At 57.3% G+C, this 20,079-nt stretch carries 36 protein-coding genes; 34 read left to right on the top strand and 2 right to left on the bottom strand.

Annotated elements, in window-relative coordinates:
* The 11 genes from LC094_RS19650 to rplP form a co-directional block, all read left to right on the top strand.
* The coding region (locus tag LC094_RS19650) for an EF-Tu C-terminal domain-related protein (protein WP_449727672.1) at positions 1–126 on the top strand (126 nt) is incomplete at its 5' end.
* A 101-nt stretch (positions 127–227) separates the two neighbouring features.
* A complete protein-coding gene (locus LC094_RS19645) occupies positions 228–932 on the top strand; it encodes a GIY-YIG nuclease family protein (protein WP_226554477.1) in 705 nt (234 codons plus the stop codon).
* A gap of 177 nt (positions 933–1,109) precedes the next feature.
* Entirely contained in the window at positions 1,110–1,418 is a 309-nt protein-coding gene (gene rpsJ, locus LC094_RS19640) for a 30S ribosomal protein S10 (RefSeq protein WP_066707020.1), read from the top strand.
* A gap of 15 nt (positions 1,419–1,433) precedes the next feature.
* On the top strand, positions 1,434–2,171 hold the full coding sequence (rplC, locus tag LC094_RS19635) for a 50S ribosomal protein L3 (protein WP_167601421.1): 738 nt from the start codon (positions 1,434–1,436) through the stop codon (positions 2,169–2,171).
* On the top strand, positions 2,168–2,764 hold the full coding sequence (gene rplD / locus LC094_RS19630) for a 50S ribosomal protein L4 (protein ID WP_167601422.1): 597 nt from the start codon (positions 2,168–2,170) through the stop codon (positions 2,762–2,764). Before rplC ends, rplD begins: the two co-directional genes overlap by 4 nt.
* Positions 2,761–3,057: a 50S ribosomal protein L23 gene (locus LC094_RS19625; protein ID WP_090060732.1), complete on the top strand. Its 297-nt coding sequence runs from the start codon at positions 2,761–2,763 to the stop codon at positions 3,055–3,057. Before rplD ends, LC094_RS19625 begins: the two co-directional genes overlap by 4 nt.
* 662 nt (positions 3,058–3,719) lie before the next feature.
* The gene (rplB, locus tag LC094_RS19620) at positions 3,720–4,562 is read left to right on the top strand and encodes a 50S ribosomal protein L2 (RefSeq protein WP_219785766.1); all 843 of its coding nucleotides are present in this window, start codon (positions 3,720–3,722) and stop codon (positions 4,560–4,562) included.
* 3 nt (positions 4,563–4,565) lie between these two features.
* Entirely contained in the window at positions 4,566–4,844 is a 279-nt protein-coding gene (gene rpsS / locus LC094_RS19615; protein ID WP_090060730.1) for a 30S ribosomal protein S19, read from the top strand.
* 3 nt (positions 4,845–4,847) lie between these two features.
* A complete protein-coding gene (rplV, locus tag LC094_RS19610) occupies positions 4,848–5,228 on the top strand; it encodes a 50S ribosomal protein L22 (protein ID WP_167601426.1) in 381 nt (126 codons plus the stop codon).
* The gene (rpsC, locus tag LC094_RS19605) at positions 5,228–5,938 is read left to right on the top strand and encodes a 30S ribosomal protein S3 (protein WP_219785767.1); all 711 of its coding nucleotides are present in this window, start codon (positions 5,228–5,230) and stop codon (positions 5,936–5,938) included. Before rplV ends, rpsC begins: the two co-directional genes overlap by 1 nt.
* Before the next feature lie 13 nt (positions 5,939–5,951).
* Positions 5,952–6,365 carry a 50S ribosomal protein L16 gene (gene rplP, locus LC094_RS19600; protein ID WP_219785768.1) on the top strand — a complete coding sequence of 138 codons (414 nt, stop codon included), beginning with the start codon at positions 5,952–5,954 and terminating at the stop codon, positions 6,363–6,365.
* Between the two features lie 119 nt (positions 6,366–6,484).
* Here the strand turns inward: rplP and LC094_RS19595 are convergent, their stop codons facing one another.
* Entirely contained in the window at positions 6,485–6,733 is a 249-nt protein-coding gene (locus tag LC094_RS19595) for a hypothetical protein (RefSeq protein ID WP_226554476.1), read from the bottom strand.
* 388 nt (positions 6,734–7,121) lie between these two features.
* Here LC094_RS19595 and LC094_RS19590 point away from each other — a divergent pair, with 388 nt between their 5' ends.
* Positions 7,122–7,886 (top strand): ion transporter, encoded by a 765-nt coding sequence (locus LC094_RS19590; RefSeq protein WP_226554475.1) that lies wholly within the window; start codon positions 7,122–7,124, stop codon positions 7,884–7,886.
* 165 nt (positions 7,887–8,051) lie between these two features.
* Here the strand turns inward: LC094_RS19590 and LC094_RS19585 are convergent, their stop codons facing one another.
* Positions 8,052–8,675 carry a TIGR02466 family protein gene (locus tag LC094_RS19585; protein ID WP_226554474.1) on the bottom strand — a complete coding sequence of 208 codons (624 nt, stop codon included), beginning with the start codon at positions 8,673–8,675 and terminating at the stop codon, positions 8,052–8,054.
* Positions 8,676–8,790: 115 nt separating this feature from the next.
* Here LC094_RS19585 and LC094_RS19580 point away from each other — a divergent pair, with 115 nt between their 5' ends.
* The 22 genes from LC094_RS19580 (at position 8,791) to rpsM (ending at position 20,065) form a co-directional block, all read left to right on the top strand.
* Positions 8,791–9,255 carry a hypothetical protein gene (locus tag LC094_RS19580; RefSeq protein ID WP_226554473.1) on the top strand — a complete coding sequence of 155 codons (465 nt, stop codon included), beginning with the start codon at positions 8,791–8,793 and terminating at the stop codon, positions 9,253–9,255.
* 198 nt (positions 9,256–9,453) lie between these two features.
* Positions 9,454–9,945: a hypothetical protein gene (locus LC094_RS19575; protein ID WP_226554472.1), complete on the top strand. Its 492-nt coding sequence runs from the start codon at positions 9,454–9,456 to the stop codon at positions 9,943–9,945.
* Between the two features lie 52 nt (positions 9,946–9,997).
* The gene (locus LC094_RS19570; RefSeq protein ID WP_226554471.1) at positions 9,998–10,411 is read left to right on the top strand and encodes a hypothetical protein; all 414 of its coding nucleotides are present in this window, start codon (positions 9,998–10,000) and stop codon (positions 10,409–10,411) included.
* 177 nt (positions 10,412–10,588) lie between these two features.
* Complete coding sequence (rpmC, locus tag LC094_RS19565; RefSeq protein WP_167601433.1) at positions 10,589–10,786, top strand: 50S ribosomal protein L29; 198 nt, start codon at positions 10,589–10,591, stop codon at positions 10,784–10,786.
* Positions 10,787–10,800: 14 nt separating this feature from the next.
* Positions 10,801–11,028 (top strand): 30S ribosomal protein S17, encoded by a 228-nt coding sequence (gene rpsQ / locus LC094_RS19560; protein ID WP_219785772.1) that lies wholly within the window; start codon positions 10,801–10,803, stop codon positions 11,026–11,028.
* Between the two features lie 89 nt (positions 11,029–11,117).
* Entirely contained in the window at positions 11,118–11,486 is a 369-nt protein-coding gene (gene rplN / locus LC094_RS19555) for a 50S ribosomal protein L14 (RefSeq protein WP_090060723.1), read from the top strand.
* The gene (rplX, locus tag LC094_RS19550; protein WP_219785773.1) at positions 11,486–11,791 is read left to right on the top strand and encodes a 50S ribosomal protein L24; all 306 of its coding nucleotides are present in this window, start codon (positions 11,486–11,488) and stop codon (positions 11,789–11,791) included. The genes rplN and rplX overlap by 1 nt, the downstream gene beginning before the upstream one ends.
* Positions 11,791–12,354 (top strand): 50S ribosomal protein L5, encoded by a 564-nt coding sequence (rplE, locus tag LC094_RS19545; protein WP_226554470.1) that lies wholly within the window; start codon positions 11,791–11,793, stop codon positions 12,352–12,354. Before rplX ends, rplE begins: the two co-directional genes overlap by 1 nt.
* 22 nt (positions 12,355–12,376) lie before the next feature.
* Positions 12,377–12,682 (top strand): 30S ribosomal protein S14, encoded by a 306-nt coding sequence (gene rpsN / locus LC094_RS19540; protein ID WP_226554469.1) that lies wholly within the window; start codon positions 12,377–12,379, stop codon positions 12,680–12,682.
* Between the two features lie 13 nt (positions 12,683–12,695).
* The gene (rpsH, locus tag LC094_RS19535) at positions 12,696–13,088 is read left to right on the top strand and encodes a 30S ribosomal protein S8 (RefSeq protein ID WP_226554468.1); all 393 of its coding nucleotides are present in this window, start codon (positions 12,696–12,698) and stop codon (positions 13,086–13,088) included.
* Between the two features lie 12 nt (positions 13,089–13,100).
* On the top strand, positions 13,101–13,634 hold the full coding sequence (gene rplF, locus LC094_RS19530) for a 50S ribosomal protein L6 (protein WP_226554467.1): 534 nt from the start codon (positions 13,101–13,103) through the stop codon (positions 13,632–13,634).
* An 11-nt stretch (positions 13,635–13,645) separates the two neighbouring features.
* Positions 13,646–14,005 carry a 50S ribosomal protein L18 gene (gene rplR, locus LC094_RS19525; protein WP_167601440.1) on the top strand — a complete coding sequence of 120 codons (360 nt, stop codon included), beginning with the start codon at positions 13,646–13,648 and terminating at the stop codon, positions 14,003–14,005.
* A gap of 133 nt (positions 14,006–14,138) precedes the next feature.
* On the top strand, positions 14,139–14,708 hold the full coding sequence (rpsE, locus tag LC094_RS19520; protein ID WP_226554466.1) for a 30S ribosomal protein S5: 570 nt from the start codon (positions 14,139–14,141) through the stop codon (positions 14,706–14,708).
* Between the two features lie 12 nt (positions 14,709–14,720).
* Positions 14,721–14,909: a 50S ribosomal protein L30 gene (rpmD, locus tag LC094_RS19515; protein ID WP_066707085.1), complete on the top strand. Its 189-nt coding sequence runs from the start codon at positions 14,721–14,723 to the stop codon at positions 14,907–14,909.
* A 240-nt stretch (positions 14,910–15,149) separates the two neighbouring features.
* Positions 15,150–15,335, top strand: coding sequence for a COG4315 family predicted lipoprotein (locus tag LC094_RS19510; protein WP_226554465.1), 186 nt, complete (start codon positions 15,150–15,152; stop codon positions 15,333–15,335).
* A gap of 453 nt (positions 15,336–15,788) precedes the next feature.
* Positions 15,789–15,926: a hypothetical protein gene (locus LC094_RS19505; protein ID WP_226554464.1), complete on the top strand. Its 138-nt coding sequence runs from the start codon at positions 15,789–15,791 to the stop codon at positions 15,924–15,926.
* A gap of 177 nt (positions 15,927–16,103) precedes the next feature.
* On the top strand, positions 16,104–16,325 hold the full coding sequence (locus LC094_RS19500) for a DUF1127 domain-containing protein (RefSeq protein WP_226554463.1): 222 nt from the start codon (positions 16,104–16,106) through the stop codon (positions 16,323–16,325).
* 38 nt (positions 16,326–16,363) lie between these two features.
* The gene (locus LC094_RS21640; RefSeq protein WP_264186596.1) at positions 16,364–16,489 is read left to right on the top strand and encodes a hypothetical protein; all 126 of its coding nucleotides are present in this window, start codon (positions 16,364–16,366) and stop codon (positions 16,487–16,489) included.
* A 479-nt stretch (positions 16,490–16,968) separates the two neighbouring features.
* Positions 16,969–17,445 (top strand): 50S ribosomal protein L15, encoded by a 477-nt coding sequence (rplO, locus tag LC094_RS19495; RefSeq protein ID WP_226554462.1) that lies wholly within the window; start codon positions 16,969–16,971, stop codon positions 17,443–17,445.
* 104 nt (positions 17,446–17,549) lie between these two features.
* Entirely contained in the window at positions 17,550–18,908 is a 1,359-nt protein-coding gene (gene secY, locus LC094_RS19490) for a preprotein translocase subunit SecY (RefSeq protein WP_226554461.1), read from the top strand.
* Positions 18,905–19,480, top strand: coding sequence for an adenylate kinase (locus tag LC094_RS19485; protein WP_226554460.1), 576 nt, complete (start codon positions 18,905–18,907; stop codon positions 19,478–19,480). The genes secY and LC094_RS19485 overlap by 4 nt, the downstream gene beginning before the upstream one ends.
* A 216-nt stretch (positions 19,481–19,696) precedes the next feature.
* Positions 19,697–20,065 (top strand): 30S ribosomal protein S13, encoded by a 369-nt coding sequence (gene rpsM / locus LC094_RS19480; RefSeq protein ID WP_219785784.1) that lies wholly within the window; start codon positions 19,697–19,699, stop codon positions 20,063–20,065.
* Positions 20,066–20,079: the final 14 nt, after the last annotated feature.

Here is a 20,079-nt window from a genome sequence, read left to right as displayed (position 1 = left end):
GGCGACAACCTGAAGTTCACGGTTGAGCTGATCGCGCCGATCGCGATGGAAGAAGGCCTCCGCTTCGCGATCCGCGAAGGTGGCCGGACTGTTGGTTCGGGCGTTGTGTCCAAAATCCTCGCTTAATTAGCTCGGATTTGACTATTGAGAGGGGCTCCACGAAAGTGGAGCCCTTTTTGTTTTATTTAGTACTTTAGGAAAGGGGCTAAGAATTGGAGAGGCGTTTAATGGGGCATGCCCAAGTGGTTCGAGAAATGAGGCCGCTTCAGAAAAAAGCTATGGGTTTCATTTTGGTTGACTCTGAGCGAGGCACTCTGCCGATTTCGCTTGCCGAAGCATTGGAGCGATACACGCCCAAATTGGGGGCGGGGTTTAGCTTTGACACCGAAAAGGGGTGGGCCGACGATATTCGGGATGCAGCCATTAGGTGCCTTTTCGGAAATGGGCTAGTACGCGGAGGTGCCGTTGATTTCGACGAGAAAACGGACGCGCTGACGAATTGGAAAACAGATGTTTACGCTCTTACAGAAGCTGGCAATCTGGAGATAGAGCATGGTGGGAATAGCCGTCTGATAGAGGAGCGAAAAAAATCCTCGGAAAAGACCAAAATATTCGGGGACGGAGCAGAATGCGTCTATGTTTACACTGACAGCATTTTGGATCGGGCCAAGTTCCCATGTTGCAAAATTGGGAGACATGTAAGTTCAGATATTGGCGCAGTGCTCGGACGCATTTTTCAACAATATCGAACGGGTAACCCGGGGATACCGATTTTGCGTTATATAATTCGGACGAATGATGCCGTATCTTTAGAAGGCTTTCTTCACGGACAATTTGACAAAGAGCGTATCCTCGGCGGCACGGGAACCGAATGGTTTGAGGTGTCGTTTGAAAAGGTGGAGAACCTTGCTTTGGAATATCTCAGGAAATGAGGGGAAAAGGCTTGCCAGAGAGGGGCTACCCCTCTATATCCCGCGAGTTCTCTTTGGGGAGAACGCATGAAGAGGGATTCGCTCATACCTTGAGACCTCGCTTCATAAGGTTCGACGTGGGGACGGAATAAGCCGTTTCGACCTCTCAACCTCAATAAGCCTAAGAAAGGCAATGCTATGCAAGGCCAGAACATCCGTATTCGGCTGAAGGCATTTGATTTCCGCGTGCTCGATGCGTCGACCCAGGAAATCGTCAACACGGCAAAGCGCACTGGCGCTCAGGTCCGTGGCCCGATCCCGCTGCCGAACAAGATTGAGAAGTTCACGGTTCTCCGTGGTCCTCACATCGACAAGAAATCCCGCGATCAGTTCGAGATCCGCACGCACAAGCGTCTGCTCGACATCGTTGACCCGACCCCCCAGACCGTGGACGCGCTGATGAAGCTCGACCTCGCCGCTGGTGTGGACGTCGAGATCAAAGTCTAAGGGGGGCAATCAGATATGTTGCGCTCTGGTGTTATCGCGAAGAAGGTCGGCATGACCCGCCTCTTCATGGAAGACGGCAAACAGATTCCTGTGACCGTTCTCCAACTCGACAACCTGCAAGTGGTCGCTCAGCGCACCTCCGAGAAAGACGGCTACACTGCCGTTCAGCTCGGCGCTGGCTCCGCAAAAGCAAAACGCACCTCGCAAGCGATGCGTGGTCACTTCGCTGCGGCGAATGTTGCCCCGAAACGCAAAGTGGCCGAGTTCCGCGTGGACGAAGACAAGCTGATCGAAGTTGGCGCGGAAATCTCCGCTGACCATTACTTCGAAGGTCAGTTCGTTGACGTTTCCGGCACCTCCATCGGTAAAGGTTTTGCCGGTGCCATGAAACGCCACAACTTCGGCGGTCTGCGTGCCTCGCACGGTGTGTCCATCTCCCACCGTTCCCACGGTTCCACCGGTCAGTGTCAAGACCCGGGTCGTGTGTTCAAAGGTAAAAAGATGGCCGGTCACATGGGTGCTGCCCGTGTCACCACCCAAAACCTCCAGGTTGTCCGCACGGACGCCGACCGTGGTCTGATCATGGTCAAAGGCGCTGTTCCGGGCTCCAAAGGTGGCTGGGTCACCATCAAAGACGCCGTGAAAAAGCCGTTCCCCGAGAACGCGCCGCTCCCGGCTGCTCTGAAATCCGCTGCCTCTGAAGCAACTGCAGCTCCGGCTGAAGAAGCTCCGGCAGAAGGGGGTGAAGCATGACTTTCAACGTGATCAAACTGGACCTCGACGAGGCTCTCTTCGGTCTTGAGCCGCGTGCAGACATTCTGCACCGCGTGGTTCGCTGGCAGCGCAACAACGCGCAGCAGGGCACCCACAAGGTCAAGACCCGCTCGGAAGTGTCCTACTCCACCAAGAAGATCTATCGCCAAAAAGGCACCGGCGGCGCACGCCACGGGTCCCGCAAGGCGCCGATCTTCCGCAAAGGTGGTATCTACAAAGGCCCGACCCCGCGTTCGCACGGCCACGATCTTACGAAGAAATTCCGTAAGCTCGGTCTGCGTCACGCTCTTTCGGCAAAAGCCGCCTCCGGTAATCTCGTGATTATCGAAGATGCGAAACTCGCCGAAGCCAAAACCGCTCTGCTCGCCAAGGCGGTCAAGGAGCAGGGCTGGAAACGCGTTCTGGTGATCGACGGTGCTGACGTTGATGCGAACTTCAAAGCTGCGGCTGCGAACCTCGCTGGCGTCGACGTGCTGCCGACCATTGGCGCCAACGTCTATGACATCCTGAAACGTGACACGCTCGTGATCACCAAAGCAGGTGTCGAAGCTCTGGAGGCTCGCCTGAAATGACCAACAAAGCTGAACTCTACGACGTGATCCGCAAGCCGATCATCACCGAGAAAGCCACCATGGCTTCCGAGGCTGGTGCTGTGGTGTTCGAAGTCGCCATCGACTCCAACAAACCGCAGATCAAAAAAGCTGTTGAAGAGCTTTTTGGTGTGAAGGTGAAAGCGGTCAACACGGTTGTCACCAAAGGTAAGACCAAGCGTTTCCGCGGTCAGCCGGGCAAGCGTAAAGACGTCAAAAAAGCCTACGTCACCCTCGAAGACGGCAACGCCATCGACGTGACCACCGGTCTCTAAGTTTTAGAGATAGGTTTGAAATGAAGAAGCCCCTCGGTGAGAACCGGGGGGCTTTTTTGTGTCTAACAGTTTGGCTATTGTCTTCAGGTAGTTCAACAGCGCTTCGAGGTGTTCAGCTTTCAATGTTGCTTCTTAAGGTCCGTGAAAAGATTGAGCTCTGGTGGTGTGGCGCATACGTTTTCAGGGAGAACGACCCTCGCAGCAAATTGGTTGTGATCGGAGGAACGCGGCGTTTTCACTGGAGCGCCAAATTGGCTCGATCTGTGTGGTTTTTCCTGAAGTCAGAATGGAAGTGGGTTGTGGGCGTTGTTTTGGCGCTGGTCGGACTAATCTTGTCGCTCTGAGATGCTGCCCCGCCTGTTTTGTCTTGTCGGCAATTGGCAGGCAAAAAGCGCCATTGAAAAGGTGAATGCCCCACCCAGAGGGCAGGCGCTCGCGCTCAAGTCCCACCCAGAGTGGATTATTTCCACTCCGCACTAGACTCCCCCCGCAACACCCACTATACCCCGCCCATCTCACGGCCCCGGATTCGTTCTTGGGGCCCGTGATTTGTGTGGGACGAGGGCCAGACGACAGTCACGAGAGCCCCCGGCCTTAGACGAAAACGGGTCGTAGCAAACGAGCTACAATACATGACCCAAAGCAAACGGAAGACAGAAACTATGGCACTCAAGTCGTATAAACCGACGACGCCTGGCCAACGTGGGTTGGTTCTGATCGACCGTTCGGAGCTTTGGAAAGGGCGTCCGGTCAAATCTCTCACCGAGGGTTTGACCAAGAACGGCGGCCGGAACAACACCGGACGGATCACGATGCGCCGCAAAGGCGGCGGGGCAAAGCGTCTCTATCGCATCGTCGACTTCAAACGCACCAAGTTTGACGTCGCAGCAACCGTGGAACGGATCGAATATGACCCGAACCGCACCGCGTTCATCGCGCTCATCAAATACGAAGACGGCGAACAGGCTTACATCCTGGCTCCGCAGCGTCTGGCCGTCGGCGACAAAGTCATCGCCTCCGCCAAAGCTGACGTGAAGCCGGGCAACGCCATGCCGTTCTCCGGTCTGCCGATCGGTACGATCGTCCACAACGTCGAGCTGAAGCCCGGCAAAGGTGGTCAGATCGCTCGCGCAGCCGGCACCTACGCCCAATTCGTGGGTCGTGACGGTGGCTACGCCCAGATCCGCCTCTCTTCTGGCGAACTGCGCCTCGTGCGTCAGGAATGCATGTGCACCGTCGGTGCCGTGTCCAACCCTGACAACTCCAACCAGAACATCGGTAAAGCCGGTCGTAACCGCCACAAGGGCATCCGTCCCTCCGTGCGTGGTGTGGTTATGAACCCGATCGATCACCCCCATGGTGGTGGTGAAGGCCGGACCTCTGGTGGTCGTCACCCAGTGACGCCGTGGGGTAAACCGACGAAAGGCGCGAAAACGCGCAACAAGAACAAGGCGTCCAGCAAGCTCATCATTCGCTCGCGTCACGCCAAGAAGAAGGGTCGCTAAGATATGGCACGTTCTGTCTGGAAAGGCCCGTTTGTGGACGCTTACGTCCTCAAGAAGGCCGAAAAAGCTCGCGAGAGCGGTCGCAACGAGGTCATCAAGATCTGGTCCCGCCGTTCCACCATTCTGCCTCAGTTCGTTGGCCTCACCTTTGGTGTGTACAACGGTCAGAAGCACATCCCCGTCAACGTCTCGGAAGACATGATCGGTCAGAAGTTCGGTGAATATGCACCGACTCGCACCTACTACGGTCACGCCGCAGACAAAAAAGCGAAACGGAAATAAGTCATGGGTAAGGTAGCAAATCCCCGTCGCGTGGCTGACAACGAAGCAATGGCCAAAACCAAAATGCTTCGCGTTTCGCCGCAGAAACTGAACCTCGTGGCTCAGATGATCCGCGGTAAGAAAGTGGACAAGGCCCTCACGGACCTCACTTTCTCCAACAAGCGTATCGCTGTGGACGTGAAGAAATGCCTTCAGTCCGCCATTGCCAATGCCGAGAACAACCACGGTCTCGACGTCGATGAACTCATCGTCGCCGAAGCTTGGGTCGGCAAGAACCTGACCATGAAGCGCGGTCGCCCGCGTGCCCGTGGTCGTTTCGGCAAGATCATGAAGCCGTTCGCGGAAATCACCATCAAGGTGCGTCAAGTTGAGGAGCAAAACTAATGGGTCATAAGGTTAACCCGATTGGCATGCGTCTCCAGGTCAACCGCACCTGGGATAGCCGCTGGTACGCTGACAGCAAGGACTACGGTGATCTTCTTCTCGAAGACCTGAAAATCCGTGAGTTCGTCAAGGAAGAGTGCAAACAAGCCGGCATCAGCCGTGTGATCATCGAGCGTCCGCACAAGAAGTGCCGCGTCACGATCCACACCGCCCGTCCGGGTGTCATCATCGGCAAGAAAGGTGCAGACATCGAAGGTCTGCGCAAGAAAGTCGCTGCGATGACCGATTCCGAGCTGCACCTCAACATCGTTGAAGTGCGCAAGCCGGAGCTCGACGCCCAACTCGTGGCCGAAAGCATCGCGCAACAGCTCGAGCGTCGTGTGTCCTTCCGTCGTGCCATGAAGCGCGCCGTGCAGAACGCCATGCGTATGGGTGCCCTCGGCATCCGCGTGAACGTCGCTGGTCGTCTTGGTGGTGCTGAAATCGCGCGTACCGAATGGTACCGCGAAGGTCGCGTTCCGCTTCACACCCTGCGTGCAGACATCGACTACGCGCATGCTGAAGCATCGACCGCTTACGGCATCATCGGCATCAAAACCTGGATCTTCAAAGGCGAGATCATGGAACACGACCCGCAGGCTCGTGACCGTCGCGCCGAAGAAGCCCAAGCCGGTCCGGCACCTCGCGGTGACCGCGGCGGCCGTCGCTAAGGAGGTCTGAGACATGCTTCAGCCAAAGCGTACAAAATTCCGCAAAATGCACAAAGGCCGGATTCACGGTGAGGCAAAAGGCGGTTCCGATCTGAACTTCGGCACCTTCGGCCTCAAAGCCGTTGAGCCCGAGCGCATCACCGCGCGTCAGATCGAAGCTGCACGTCGTGCCATGACGCGTCACATGAAGCGTCAGGGCCGTGTCTGGATCCGTATCTTCCCGGACACCCCGGTGACCGCAAAGCCCGTCGAAGTTCGTATGGGTAAAGGTAAAGGCTCCGTGGACCGTTGGGTCTGCAAAGTCAAACCCGGCCGCGTGATGTTCGAACTGGACGGCGTTTCGGAAGAAGTCGCTCGTGAGGCTCTGCGCCTTGCCGCGATGAAACTCCCGATCAAAACCCGCACCGTGGTTCGCGAAGACTGGTGAACGTGCGGTCCGCGCAAGCGGACTGTCACGCGCATGTGGCAGTCGTTTCAAAGAAACGATGAGACCATGCCCGGTTAAAAATTAAGAAACCCCCGCTGAGACATTGGCGGGGGTTTTTGTCATCTCGCTTTATTGGATTGAGAAAGCACTGAGCCACCCAGCTCGCGTGCTGTTTTGCTATTATGCTTTCCAAATACAGCTTTTGCGGCTTTGCCTTCCATAGCTTTCCCGGTTTGTTTGCCGGTGCCGCTTTGAGCGAGAGCCGAAGCTGCGAGGCTTTTTTCTTTGGCGGATGAACTTTTGCTGCGCAGGACTTTTGAGGCTTGTGAGGCAATTTTAGATGAGGTCTGTTTTGTGTTTTTCGGCATTTTATCACTCCCTACTTAAATGCTAACTTAGAGCTAAGAATGATCCCTGAGCATTCAAGAATGAAAGGTGAGCAAAAGCCATTTTATGGCTACCCCACCTCAATCTCCAACCGAAACCCCAACTCCGACGTCACCCCATCGCCCCAGTCCCCGCCCTCGATCGGTATGGTCCCGATCTGATCCGGCGCGGGCAGAGCGCGACGTGGACGCCACGCCAAACGCATGGGCGCGGAAGGGTGGTAAAGCGTGTTGTGACGGACGGCGAAGCGTATAGAGGTCCCCCTGATCAGAGAAGGCTATGCTGCGCGTGCAAAATCACGGATCAAGCCTCTTGTCTCTCTTGCAGCGGTCGCCATATCAGAAGGCCAAAGCCCGAAACGAGACAAAAATGCGCGCACAGATTTCCCACATCCTCGACCGTCCCATAACTCGCCATTTCATCATGGGGGTGATCCTGTTCAACGCTGTGATCCTCGGTCTGGAGACCTCAGGGCGGCTCATGGCGCGGGTCGGCTGGCTGATCGAAATGCTCGACATGATCTGTCTGAGCGTCTTCGTTGTGGAGCTTTTGGCGAAAATCTACGCGCAGGGACTGCGGTTCTTTCGGAACGGGTGGAACCTGTTCGACTTCGCCATCGTCGGCATCTCGCTCTCGCCGGTGGGGGCGGGGCTTTCCGTGCTCCGGGCGCTTCGCATCCTGCGACTGCTCCGCGTCGTCTCCGTGGTGCCAAGCCTGCGCCGGGTGGTCGAGGCCTTTATCCTCGCGCTGCCGGGGATGGCTTCGGTGTTCCTGCTCACGGGGATCATCTTCTACATCGGGTCTGTGATTGCGACCAAACTTTACGGGCCGACATTCCCCGAATGGTTCGGCACGCTGGGTGCCTCGCTCTATACCCTGTTCCAAGTCATGACGCTGGAAAGCTGGTCGATGGGCATCGTGCGCCCGGTGATGGAGGTACATCCCGAGAGCTGGCTGTTCTTTGTGCCCTTCATCTTGATCACGGCTTTTGCGGTGATGAACCTCGTCGTCGGTCTGATCGTGTCGACAATGCAAGACGCCCACGTCGAAGAAGAACACGCCGCCACGGATATTTACCGGGACGACGTGGTCAAACGCTTGGAGCGGATCGAGAAGGCGTTGGAGCGCAGATAATGGTCTGGAACAAGGCCGCAGGCCGCCAGACCTGCGCAAGACCGTCCCGGCGGTCTGGCGCATTTGCGGCACTGGGGGCATCGCAAAAGGTCACGCGGGCTTGAGGGATAAACTGCGCCGTGTCGGCGTGGGGCGCGCCAAATCACGGTCTTGCGCAGCTCCGGCTTACTCACCCCATTTGTAGTTGAAGCTCACCGACACTCGGTCGAACTCCGACTGGTTCATCATCACCTCGTGGCGCAGCCAGCTTTCCCAAAGCATGATGTCGCCCGCTTCCGGCGCCATGTAAATGAAATTCTGCATCTCGCGCCGGGCATCTTTGATCCGCGCGGGCGCGGCCATCATCATCGCATGGCGCGGGTCTTCGAGCCGCAGAGAGGACGCCCCGTCCGGCATGGCGACATAGGTCGTGCCGGAAATGACCGAATGCGGGTGGATGTGCGCGGAGTGATAGCCGCCCTCCGGCAGGATGTTGATCCAGAGATCTTCCAGAACCAGCTTGCGCTCGCCCAGATCGAATTGCAGGTCTTCGGCAAATTTCGCGACGTGCTGATCGAGGCTCTCGACGATGTCCTTGAAGATCGGGAACCGCCAGGGCAGATCGGTGAGCGAGGCATAGGAGGTGTAACCGGGATAGCCCTTGTCATCACACCATCGCTGGCCGGCCTCGTCATCCTCGGCGATGGCATAGCAGCTGTCGAACAGCTCGTCTTCGACCACGGTCGGGGAAAATTCGTTCAGTTTCGCTTTGTAGAGACGGGTGACGAAGAGGGATTCGATGTCGGCCATGAGGGAGCCTCCTTAGACGGGTTTGGCCTGTCATAACGCGCTGGGGCTGACTTGGCGAGGGGCAGGGCGTCTGGAATATGCTTGGTGATATGGTGGCGCCTTGCTAAGGAGGCTTATGAATTTCAAACGGCTTCTTCTTGGCTCTCTCACATATATTACGGCGTTTTTGTTGCCGTCTGCTTTGCGTTACGGGCAAGTCCTTTTGACGCGTGATCTGCGTGCGGAGCGCTTACAGACTTTTGCAGATTACAATCGTGCGTGCTCAGACACAAAAACATCAGCTTGCCGTGAGGCGCTTGCACATATGACGTCCGGTGAGACCGAGTTCTGGCAGCAAGCGATGCTTTTGAGCGAAAGAGCCATTGCCGTTTTGCCGTTTATCCTTGTGGCGTTTTTGTTCTTGAGGGTCAAAGAGCCGAGGCCAATTGCGAATGTCATGACAGTCACGATCTTGGGGGCGATCCTATCGAGAGCCATTGCAATCAATGATCTCCATGTTCTGGATTTTTCCTTTTCCGTATTGCTCGGGTTGCTCTTGGGCATTGCTGTCGCGCTTGGCGGAGGGAGCCGCCGTGCGTGACGGCACGCATTTGTCCAGAGAAACAGAAGCCCAAACTCACGTGCGCTGAGATTGAATGGAAGAGCTTCGGTGAATTTCGCATGGCTCCCGACGAGAAACAGCGTTGCCGCAGCCCACTGTCAGGGGCTAGAAGCGTGAAAAAATGACGCTGCCCGCCGCATTCGGGCCGTAGCGCAGCAACAGGCCCGTAGACGCAGTATGACACAGAACTCCACCTCCCTCGCGCTCCCCATTGCTCTGGCTCTTGTCGGTGCGATCCTGATCCTCTGGGCCACGCGCAGGCTTTTGCGCCGGTCCAAGAAGGCGCCCATGCATGTCCAGGTCTATGAGGGCGTGTCCGAGGTGTTTCGCAAAGACCCTGAGGCGGAGGTGCCCGCCGAGGCGCTGGTTTGTTACCGCGCCTATAGGCTCTATCTCTACCTCTTGGACGACGGGTTGGACAAAGGCGTGAGCAATATGGAGCCCGCGGCGGTGCGCGACGCCCTTCCGGCCTTGGAGCCGCTGGGACTGGGCGAGGCGGCGCGGGAGATCGACACCTTCGTGGGCGTCTATGAGGAGATCGAGCGACGCACGGACGTGGACGAGAGCCTCGGCGAAGAATATCAAAAGACCGCCCGCGATCTGGACCGCAGGCTCTACCCGCTTTTGCGCGAAATCCCGGAGCGGCTGGAGCAGTATTTGGGGCGGTGACATCGGCGCCCCGGCGAAGCCAATAGTCAAAAAGCAATTTATTGAGGCCCAAATGAATTACACGGAATACTGGTTCAACATGCTGACGTCGCCCTCTTTCAAACATGCCTTTTACGCTTTGGCATTGGGGGCTTTGTTGTTAGGGCTGGCGCTTGTCGTCGTTGCCTTCGCCTTTTACGGGCGCGGGCGTGAAGCGGAAGAGGCCGGGGCACTCGATCCGAAATGGGCGATGCTGTTCGCGACATGGCGGGACAGCTTGATCATCACTCTGTTGTTCGGCGCGCAGTCTCTCATTTACAGATATGCCGATTTTATGGGGATGAGCGAAGTCGGGATGTCGAATGTGCTGACAACCTACGTGCTCGTTCAACCCATGTTGGTCTATATCTTGGACATTCTTATCGTCGTGGTCGCCGTCTTGCGGATCATCGCGATCACGCGGTTCCTCAAGCGCGCAGGTACATAGGGGAAAAGCGGCGAAAACCCCAAGTTTCCCTTGCCACCATACCCCCACACCCTTATAGAGCAGCATCTCACAGATTCCCGTTCAGGGGATTCGTGTGCATTGACATAACCCACCGGGCCGAATGTCACCCCCAAAAGGGCGCATTCCGGTGCTACCAGGACCCAAGGAGAGGCGAGTATGAACGCCCAAGAATTGCGTGCGAAAACGCCGGACGAGCTCAAGACCGAGCTCGCCAACCTGAAAAAAGAATCCTTCAACCTGCGCTTTCAGCAGGCCACCGGCCAGCTCGAAAACACCGCTCAGATTCGTAAGGCACGCCGTGCAGCTGCACTCGTGAAAACGATCCTGAACGAAAAAGCTGCAGCAGCAGAGTAAGAGGAGACAGACCTATGCCCAAACGTATTCTGCAAGGTGTTGTCACCTCGAACCAGAACGAACAAACCGTTACCGTGTCCGTTGAACGTCGCTTCAAGCACCCGGTTCTGAAAAAGACCATCCGTAAGTCCAAAAAATACCGGGCTCACGATGAGAACAACCAATTCAACGTCGGCGACACCGTCCGTATTCAGGAATGTGCACCGAAGTCGAAAACCAAGCGTTGGGAAGTGCTCGTTTAATCTCTGATTGAGCAAGCCTCCTCCCAGCTTAATCGAAACCCTGGGGGCACCGATCACTGCAGATCGCCCCAAAGGTCGGGAGAAACCAAATGATCCAGATGCAGACCAATCTGGATGTCGCTGATAACTCTGGCGCTCGCCGAGTTCAGTGCATCAAGGTCCTCGGCGGTTCCCACCGTCGTTACGCCTCCGTGGGCGACATCATCGTGGTGTCGGTCAAGGAAGCAATTCCGCGTGGCCGTGTGAAAAAAGGTGACGTCCGTAAGGCCGTCGTCGTGCGCACCGCCAAAGAGGTCCGTCGTGAAGACGGCACCGCGATCCGTTTCGATCGCAACGCGGCCGTGATCCTCAACAACAACAACGAGCCGGTCGGCACCCGTATCTTCGGGCCGGTGGTTCGTGAGCTGCGTGCAAAAGGCATGATGAAAATCGTGTCGCTGGCACCGGAGGTGCTCTAATGGCTGCGAAACTGCGTAAAGGCGACAAGGTCGTCGTGCTTGCCGGTAAGGACAAAGGCAAACAGGGTGAAATCACCTCTGTGATGCCGTCCAAAGGCAAAGCCATCGTGGAAGGCGTGAACATCGCCATCCGTCACACCCGCGCGACCCAAGGTGATCAAGGGGGCCGTCGTCCGGTCGCCATGCCGATCGACCTCTCCAACCTCGCGCTTCTGGACGCCAACGGCAAAGCCACCCGCGTCGGCTTCAAATTTGAAGGCGACAAGAAAGTGCGTTTTGCCAAGACCACGGGAGACGTGATCTGATGCTCGACACCACCGATTACACCCCGCGTCTGAAGGCGACGTACAAGGACAGCATTCGTGCCGCTCTCAAAGAAGAGTTCGGCTACAAAAACGACATGCAGATCCCGCGTCTGGACAAAATCGTTCTGAACATCGGTTGCGGCGCTGAAGCTGTGAAAGATTCCAAAAAAGCGAAATCCGCTCAGGAAGATCTTTCCGCGATCGCCGGCCAAAAGGCTCTGATCACGAAAGCCAAGAAATCCATCGCTGGTTTCCGCGTTCGTGAAGACATGCCGCTCGGTGCGAAGGTGACCCTTCGTGGCGACCGTATGTACGAATTCCTCGACCGTCTGATCACGATTGCAATGCCCCGCATCCGCGACTTCCGCGGCGTGTCCGGCAAATCCTTTGACGGCCGTGGCAACTACGCCATGGGCATCAAAGAGCACATCGTGTTCCCCGAGATCAACTTCGACCAAGTCGATGAGACCTGGGGCATGGACATTGTCATCGCCACCACGGCGAAAACCGACGCTGAAGCAAAGAGCCTGTTGAAAGCTTTCAACATGCCTTTCAACAGCTGATCGCGCGAGGAGTTTAGAGAACATGGCTAAGAAATCCATGATCGCCCGTGAGCGCAAGCGCGAGAAGCTGGTGGCAAAATATGCCGCTAAGCGCGCGTCGCTCAAAGAGGTTATCTACGACCAAGAGAAGCCGATGGAAGAGCGTTTCCGCGCGTCCCTGAAGCTTGCAGAACTGCCGCGCAACAGCTCGGCGACCCGTCTTCACAACCGTTGCCAGCTGACCGGCCGTCCGCATGCTTACTACCGTAAGCTGAAGGTGTCCCGGATCATGCTGCGGGAACTCGGCTCTTTCGGCCAGATCCCCGGCCTCGTGAAATCCAGCTGGTAAGGAGGGCAGAGATATGAACGATCCTATCGGCGATATGCTCACCCGTATCCGCAACGCTCAAATGCGTGGCAAATCCACCGTGTCCACCCCGGCTTCCAAGCTGCGTGGCTGGGTTCTGGACGTGCTGCTCGACGAGGGTTACATCCGCGGTTACGACAAAGGCACCGACGTCAACGGTCACCCGACCCTTGAAATCAGCCTGAAATACTTCGAAGGCACCCCGGTCATCCGCGAACTGCAACGGGTCTCCAAACCCGGCCGTCGCGTGTACCTCGGTGTCAAGGACATCCCGTCGGTCCGTCAGGGCCTCGGTGTGTCGATTGTCTCCACCCCGAAGGGTGTGATGTCGGACGCAAACGCTCGTGCCAACAATGTTGGTGGCGAAGTGCTTTGCACCGTCTTCTAAGGAGGTCTCTCGATGTCTCGTATTGGTAAACGACCGGTCGAGCTGCCCAGCGGCGTTTCCGCCACTGTGTCCGGCCAGACCATCGAAGTGAAGGGCCCGAAAGGCACTCACTCCTTCACCGCCACGGACGATGTGACTCTTGCTGTCGAAGACAACACCGTCACCGTCACCCCGCGTGGTAAATCCAAGCGCGCTCGCCAGCAGTGGGGCATGTCCCGCACCATGGTCGCCAATATGGTGACCGGTGTGTCCGACGGCTTCAAGAAAGAGCTCGAAATCAACGGTGTTGGTTATCGTGCTCAGATGCAGGGCAACGTGCTCAAACTCAACCTGGGTTACTCCCACGAGGTGAACTTTGAGGTTCCCGCTGGCGTCACCGTGACGTCCGCGAAACCGACCGAGATCACCATCGAGGGTTCCGACCCGCAACTCGTCGGTCAAGTCGCGGCCAACATCCGCGAATGGCGCAAGCCCGAGCCCTACAAAGGCAAAGGCATCAAATACAAAGACGAGTATATCTTCCGCAAGGAAGGGAAGAAGAAGTAAGGACGCTCATCATGGCAAACAGCAAACGGACCCTGTTTCTGAAACGCCGCCTGCGCGTTCGGAACAAACTTCGCAAGAACAATGTCGGCAAGCTTCGCCTGTCGATCCATCGTTCGAACAAGAACATCAGCGCTCAGCTGATCGACGACGTTCAGGGCAAAACCCTGGCTTCCGCATCCACGCTCGAAAAAGATTTCGGTGTGGTCGGCAAGAACAACGTCGAAGCAGCCGCCAAAGTAGGCGCTGCGATCGCAGAGCGCGCGAAGAAAGCCGGCGTCGAAGAGTGCTACTTCGACCGTGGTGGCTTCCTCTTCCACGGCAAAGTGAAGGCCTTGGCCGACGCTGCCCGTGAAGGTGGTCTGAAGTTCTAAGACTTGAGGGAGGGGGGCGAAAGCTCCCCTTCCCGATGATCCGGGGCCCTGTGTTCACAGGCCACCACCAGGATCGAGTTCAACAGCGCCCCTATGACTTTGGGAAACGCGCTACCTTTGTAAGGAAAGTTCTATGGCAGAACGTGAAAACCGCCGGGATCGTCGCGAACGCGAAGAAACCCCGGAATTCGCCGATCGTCTCGTCGCGATCAACCGTGTGTCCAAAACCGTGAAAGGTGGTAAGCGTTTCGGCTTTGCTGCTCTCGTGGTTGTGGGCGACCAAAAAGGCCGCGTTGGTTTCGGCAAAGGCAAAGCGAAAGAGGTCCCCGAGGCCATCCGCAAAGCCACCGAACAAGCCAAGCGTCAGATGATCCGCGTCGCTCTGAAAGAGGGCCGCACCCTGCACCACGACGTCGAAGGTCGTCACGGCGCTGGTAAAGTCGTCATGCGCACCGCACCGCAAGGTACCGGTATCATCGCCGGTGGTCCGATGCGTGCCGTGTTCGAAATGCTCGGCGTTCAGGACGTGGTTGCCAAATCCATTGGCTCCCAGAACCCGTACAACATGATCCGCGCCACGCTGGACGGTCTCAAGAAAGAGGCTTCCCCGCGTTCCGTGGCTCAGCGCCGTGGCAAGAAAGTCGCCGACATCCTCCGCAAGGACGATGCTCCGGTTGCTGAAGCCGCTGAAGCAGACGCGTAAGGAGACTGAGACATGGCTAAAACCATCGTTGTGAAACAGATCGGCTCCCCGATCCGTCGTCCCGCCAAACAGCGCCAGACCCTCGTCGGTCTCGGCCTGAACAAGATGCACAAAACCCGCGAGCTGGAAGATACGCCTTCCATCCGTGGCATGGTCGCATCCATCCCGCACCTCGTCGAAATCGTCGAAGAGCGTGGGTGAACCCCGGTCCGGGGCATAAGCCTCGGCACCAAGATTTGAAACGCCCTGCCTTTTGGTGGGGCGTTTTCTTTTGAAAAAAATCATAACCTTCGGGAATAACGCTGCCTCTCGCACTGTATCTCTCATGTCTGGACCCGAGCAGACGCTGTTTTTGGGAGATCGGACAGGCTCAAGACCCTGCCATACACCGCCGTTCAGGCCGCCTGTGCCACCTCCGCCTCTGCCGTCGATGCACCTGTGGTGACTGGCAAGCTCGGCGAAGCGGGTATGGACCTGACAAGTGGATATGCGCTGATTTCGCGCAAAAATGGCACCGAACAGGTCGCCTATAGGGGCCAGCTGCTCTATCTTTTGATCAAGGCCGAAAATCCGAGCGTTATGACCGGAGAGGGCCTCAACGACGTCTGGCATATCACGCGCCCGTAATGGAGTTCACGAATGGCTCGCGACCGTCTGGTCCGGGTTCATGCGAGGCGGGGAGGGGATGCCCTCTCCGCCGATTTGAGGATCTGCGAGGGCGAGGCAATGCTGCGATCCTGCAAATTGCCTCAACCGCCCAAGAGCTCTATGCGGTCGAGGTGATGCATCCGGACGGCGGATCGGGCCAAGAGCGCGCGACGCTATGGCGCGACCGACTCGCTGACGAGGGTGCATTGGCAAGGCGGCATCTGGCATTCCGCGCTGGTCGGGCCTTACGGTCAGGATCGCATGACTGAGATCGCACAATCCGTTCAAGGCGCTATGTTCTAAAAACGAGGTCGGACAAAGTCTAACGATAGGCCCTGTTTCGGTCCCATTCGGTTTGGTGGCTGTTAAGATTTCGGGCGCAGAGTTTCCTCATCCCCGGCGCGCAGCCGGATCACCTGAGAGGAGCCTGAAATGAATATTCTCGTCAAAGCGTTCCATGACTGGTTCGAAAACTTCATGACCAGCATCCCCGCCTTCGATCTGTCCGCTTTCGATCTGTCGGAACCAGGGGTGCATTGGATGGAGACCCATCCCAGCCGGCATCAATGACCAGAGGGCTGCATAAATTAACGGCAGTTTAAAAACTGCATGCATTTTGTGCATAGCAGAGTCGCAAAAACTGGGGGATGTCATATTTGGCGTCCCCCTCTACATGAGCCGTGCTCCTAAAGAGAACCAAACATACAGATTCGCGGGACATACGGTCCCTGCAAAAGGAAACACACCATGGCACACTACAATGACACGGCCCGCATCGCCGCTGGCGCAGGTTTGATCGACACCGTTCGCGACATCATCGCAGGCATCCGCCTGAGCTTTGCTCGTCAGCGCGCTTTCGCGAAAACCTATAACGAGCTGAATGCTCTGACGGATCACGAACTGGCCGACATCGGTCTGGGCCGTTCCGACATCATGGACATCGCTCGCGGCACCGCTGCACGCATCTGAGCCAACGCTTAGATAGACCTACGACAAAGGATCTGACCATGCTCGCCGCCTCCTTCCAATCGCTTCTGCGTCCGCTTTTCGACGGTCTTTGCGCGATGCGTGCCCATTGGCATGCCGGCCCCGTTCCGACCTGGAAAGAATACCTGCGCGCCACCGCAGAGTGACACGCGGGCGCGGCGCAAGCACGTCGGCCTCTGGACAAGACACACACCCCGCAGGACACTGCGGGGTGTTTTGGTTTTTGGGGAAAGGTCTTGCTTTAAATGTGGAACATGCGATGAAGGTTAACCATTTGTTAACTTTTTGAGGTCGGCCCATGTCCCGCATTCTTTGTCTTATGACTTTTCCCTTTTTGATGGCTGCGCCCGTTACGGCTTCAACCGCCACACTCGCTCCCGCCGTGGCGGAAACCGAGATGGCACATGGGGGTGGGTGCCGGAAATCGTCTCCTCCCGGCCAATGTTGCCATATGCAAACATCGACGGGGCAGGTTCACTGTCACTAAATCCATGAGGGCGCTTGATCGCAAAGCATCAAGCGTCTATACGCCCCCGGTGGACTCCTAGGTCCATAAGAATCAACACATGTAAGCCGTGGTTGCCCACTCCGTCGCTGGAGGGCACATCCGGCAAGGAGAAGCGACATGAAATTGCATGAACTGCGCGACAACGAAGGCGCAACTAAGAAACGCATGCGCGTTGGCCGTGGCCCGGGTTCGGGCAAAGGTAAAATGGGTGGCCGTGGTATCAAAGGTCAAAAATCCCGTTCCGGCGTGGCCATCAAAGGCTACGAGGGCGGCCAGATGCCGCTCTACCAGCGTCTTCCGAAGCGTGGCTTTAACAAGCCGAACCGCGCGAAATTCGCTGTTGTGAACCTCGGCCTGATCGAGAAATTCATCGAAGCCGGCAAACTCGACGCCGCCAACGTGACCGAAGACAGCCTCGTGGCTTCCGGTCTGGTGCGTCGTAAGCTGGACGGTATCCGCGTTCTGGCGAAAGGCGATGTCAAATCCAAACTGACCATCACCGTCACCGGCGCCTCCAAATCCGCCGTTGAAGCTGTCGAAAAAGCAGGCGGCTCGCTCACCGTGGCCGTCAAGGCCGACGCGGCAGCCGAATAAGACTTGTGACGAGGGGCCTGGCCCCTTACATCAGGTTTGAGTTTTCCAAGCGCCGCCCCCGGAAAGCCGGTCGGGCGGCGCTGTCGTGAATAGAGAGACCATTAATGGCATCCGCAGCAGAACAAATGGCGGCGAACCTCGACTGGGGCACCTTCGGGAAGGCCAAGGAGCTTCGCCAGCGTATCTTTTTCACCATCGGTCTTTTGATCGTGTACCGTCTTGGCACCTTTATCCCGGTGCCGGGGATCGACGGCAACGCGCTTCGTGACTTTATGGAACAGGCCGCATCGGGCATCGGGGGCATTCTGTCGATGTTCACCGGCGGTGCGCTCGGTCGGATGGGGATTTTTGCGCTCGGCATCATGCCCTACATCTCCGCCTCCATTATCGTGCAGCTTCTGACCTCGATGGTGCCCTCGCTTGAGAACCTCAAGAAAGAGGGCGAAGCGGGCCGCAAGAAGATCAACCAATACACCCGTTTCGGCACGGTCGCTCTGGCGCTGTTCCAGGCCTACGGTCTCGCCGCCTCTTTGGAGGCCGGGAATCTGGCTCATGATCCCGGCTGGTATTTCCGCGCGGGCGTGGTGATCACGCTGGTTGGCGGTACGATGTTCCTGATGTGGCTCGGTGAGCAAATCACCAACCGCGGCATCGGCAATGGTATCTCTCTGATCATCTTCGTCGGCATCGTCGCCGAGATCCCGGGCGCTCTGGCTCAGTTCTTTGCCTCTGGCCGGTCCGGTGCGATCTCTCCCTTCGTGACGCTGATCGTGATTGCCATGGTCGTCGCCGTGATTGCCTTTGTGGTCTTCATGGAACGCGCGCTGCGCAAGGTGCATATCCAGTACCCGCGCCGCCAGCAGGGCATGAAAATCTATGACGCGCAGTCCTCGCATCTGCCGATCAAGGTCAACCCGGCGGGCGTGATCCCGGCGATCTTTGCCTCGTCCCTGTTGCTTCTGCCGACCACCATCGCGACCTTCTCCGGTCAGTCTGATGTCGGTCCGGTGATGTCCACGATCCTTGCCTACTTCGGCCCGGGGCAACCGCTTTACCTTCTGTTCTTCACGGCGATGATCGTCTTCTTCGCCTATTTCTACACCGCCAACGTCGCCTTCAAATCGGAAGACGTGGCCAAGAACCTGAAGAACCAGAACGGCTTCATTCCCGGCATCCGTCCGGGGAAGAAAACCGAGGAGCACCTCGATTACATCGTGGCCCGTCTCCTCGTGATCGGCTCCGCCTATTTGGCCGCAGTCTGTCTGCTGCCGGAAATTCTTCGGAGCCAGCTCGCCATCCCCTTCTATTTTGGCGGCACTTCGGTGTTGATTGTGGTATCGGTGACGATGGACACGATTCAACAAGTCCAGTCCCATCTGCTGGCGCACCAGTATGAGGGGCTGATCGAGAAATCTCAGCTGCGCGGGAGGAAGCGCAGCAAAAGAGGGACAGCAAGACGATGAACATTATTCTGCTTGGACCGCCGGGCGCGGGCAAGGGAACTCAGGCGCAACGTCTCGTGGAGGAGCGAGGCATGGTGCAACTTTCGACCGGGGATATGCTGCGTGAAGCAAAGACCTCCGGCACCGAAATGGGCAAAAAGGTTGCGGCTATCATGGATGCCGGTCAACTTGTCACCGACGAGATCGTGATCGGTCTGATCGAAGAGAAGATCAAGGTCGGCAATGCCGCCGGTTTCATCTTCGACGGCTTCCCGCGCACGCTGGGCCAGGCCGACGCGCTGAACGAGCTTCTGTCCCGCAATGGGGCACAGCTTGAGGCGGTGATCCTGTTGGAAGTGGATGACAACACGCTGGTGAAGCGCATCGTCAACCGTGCCGCCGAAGCTGTTGCTGCCGGCAAAGAGGCGCGTGCGGACGACAACGAAGACAGCGTCAAAATCCGCCTGATGGAATATTACAAAAAGACCTCTCCGCTGATCGGCTACTACTACGCCAAAGGCGATCTGAAGACCGTGGACGGGCTTCAGAGCATGGATCAGGTCTCCGCAGATATTGCAAAGGCGCTTGCCTGACCGTTTCTCTCGCCGGAAGGCCTTGACCCTCCGGCGAATAGCCTCTATGGCAACCCATCCCCTTTGGGGTAAAAGATTCGAATGCGGGCGGTTCATCCCGAAGTGCCTGTTTCAATCATCACCTGAATTCAGCTGTGGCTCGCTGGTTTTGTCCCGCGAGCTTCCGTTGTGAAAAAAGGTTCCGGGACTACGGAACCGCAACGAAAGGAAAATAACGTGGCACGTATCGCCGGCGTAAACATCCCGACCGCGAAGCGCGTTCCGATCGCGCTCACCTACATCACGGGCATTGGCAGCACCTCTGCCGTTGCTATCTGCGAAGCTGTTGGCATCGACCTCACCCGTCGCGTCAACGAGCTGTCTGACGCCGAAGTTCTCGCCATCCGCGAGCACATCGACGCCAACTACACCGTGGAAGGCGACCTGCGCCGTGAAGTTCAAATGAACATCAAGCGTCTCATGGACCTCGGCTGCTACCGCGGCCTGCGTCACCGTCGTAACCTCCCGGTTCGCGGTCAACGTACCCACACCAACGCTCGCACCCGCAAAGGCCCGGCAAAGGCCATCGCAGGCAAGAAGAAGTAAGGGGAGAACTGACC

It is taken from the genome of Celeribacter naphthalenivorans (genome assembly GCF_020524585.1).
Classification (GTDB): domain Bacteria; phylum Pseudomonadota; class Alphaproteobacteria; order Rhodobacterales; family Rhodobacteraceae; genus Celeribacter; species Celeribacter naphthalenivorans.
This window is presented reverse-complemented; position numbering and strand designations above follow the sequence as displayed.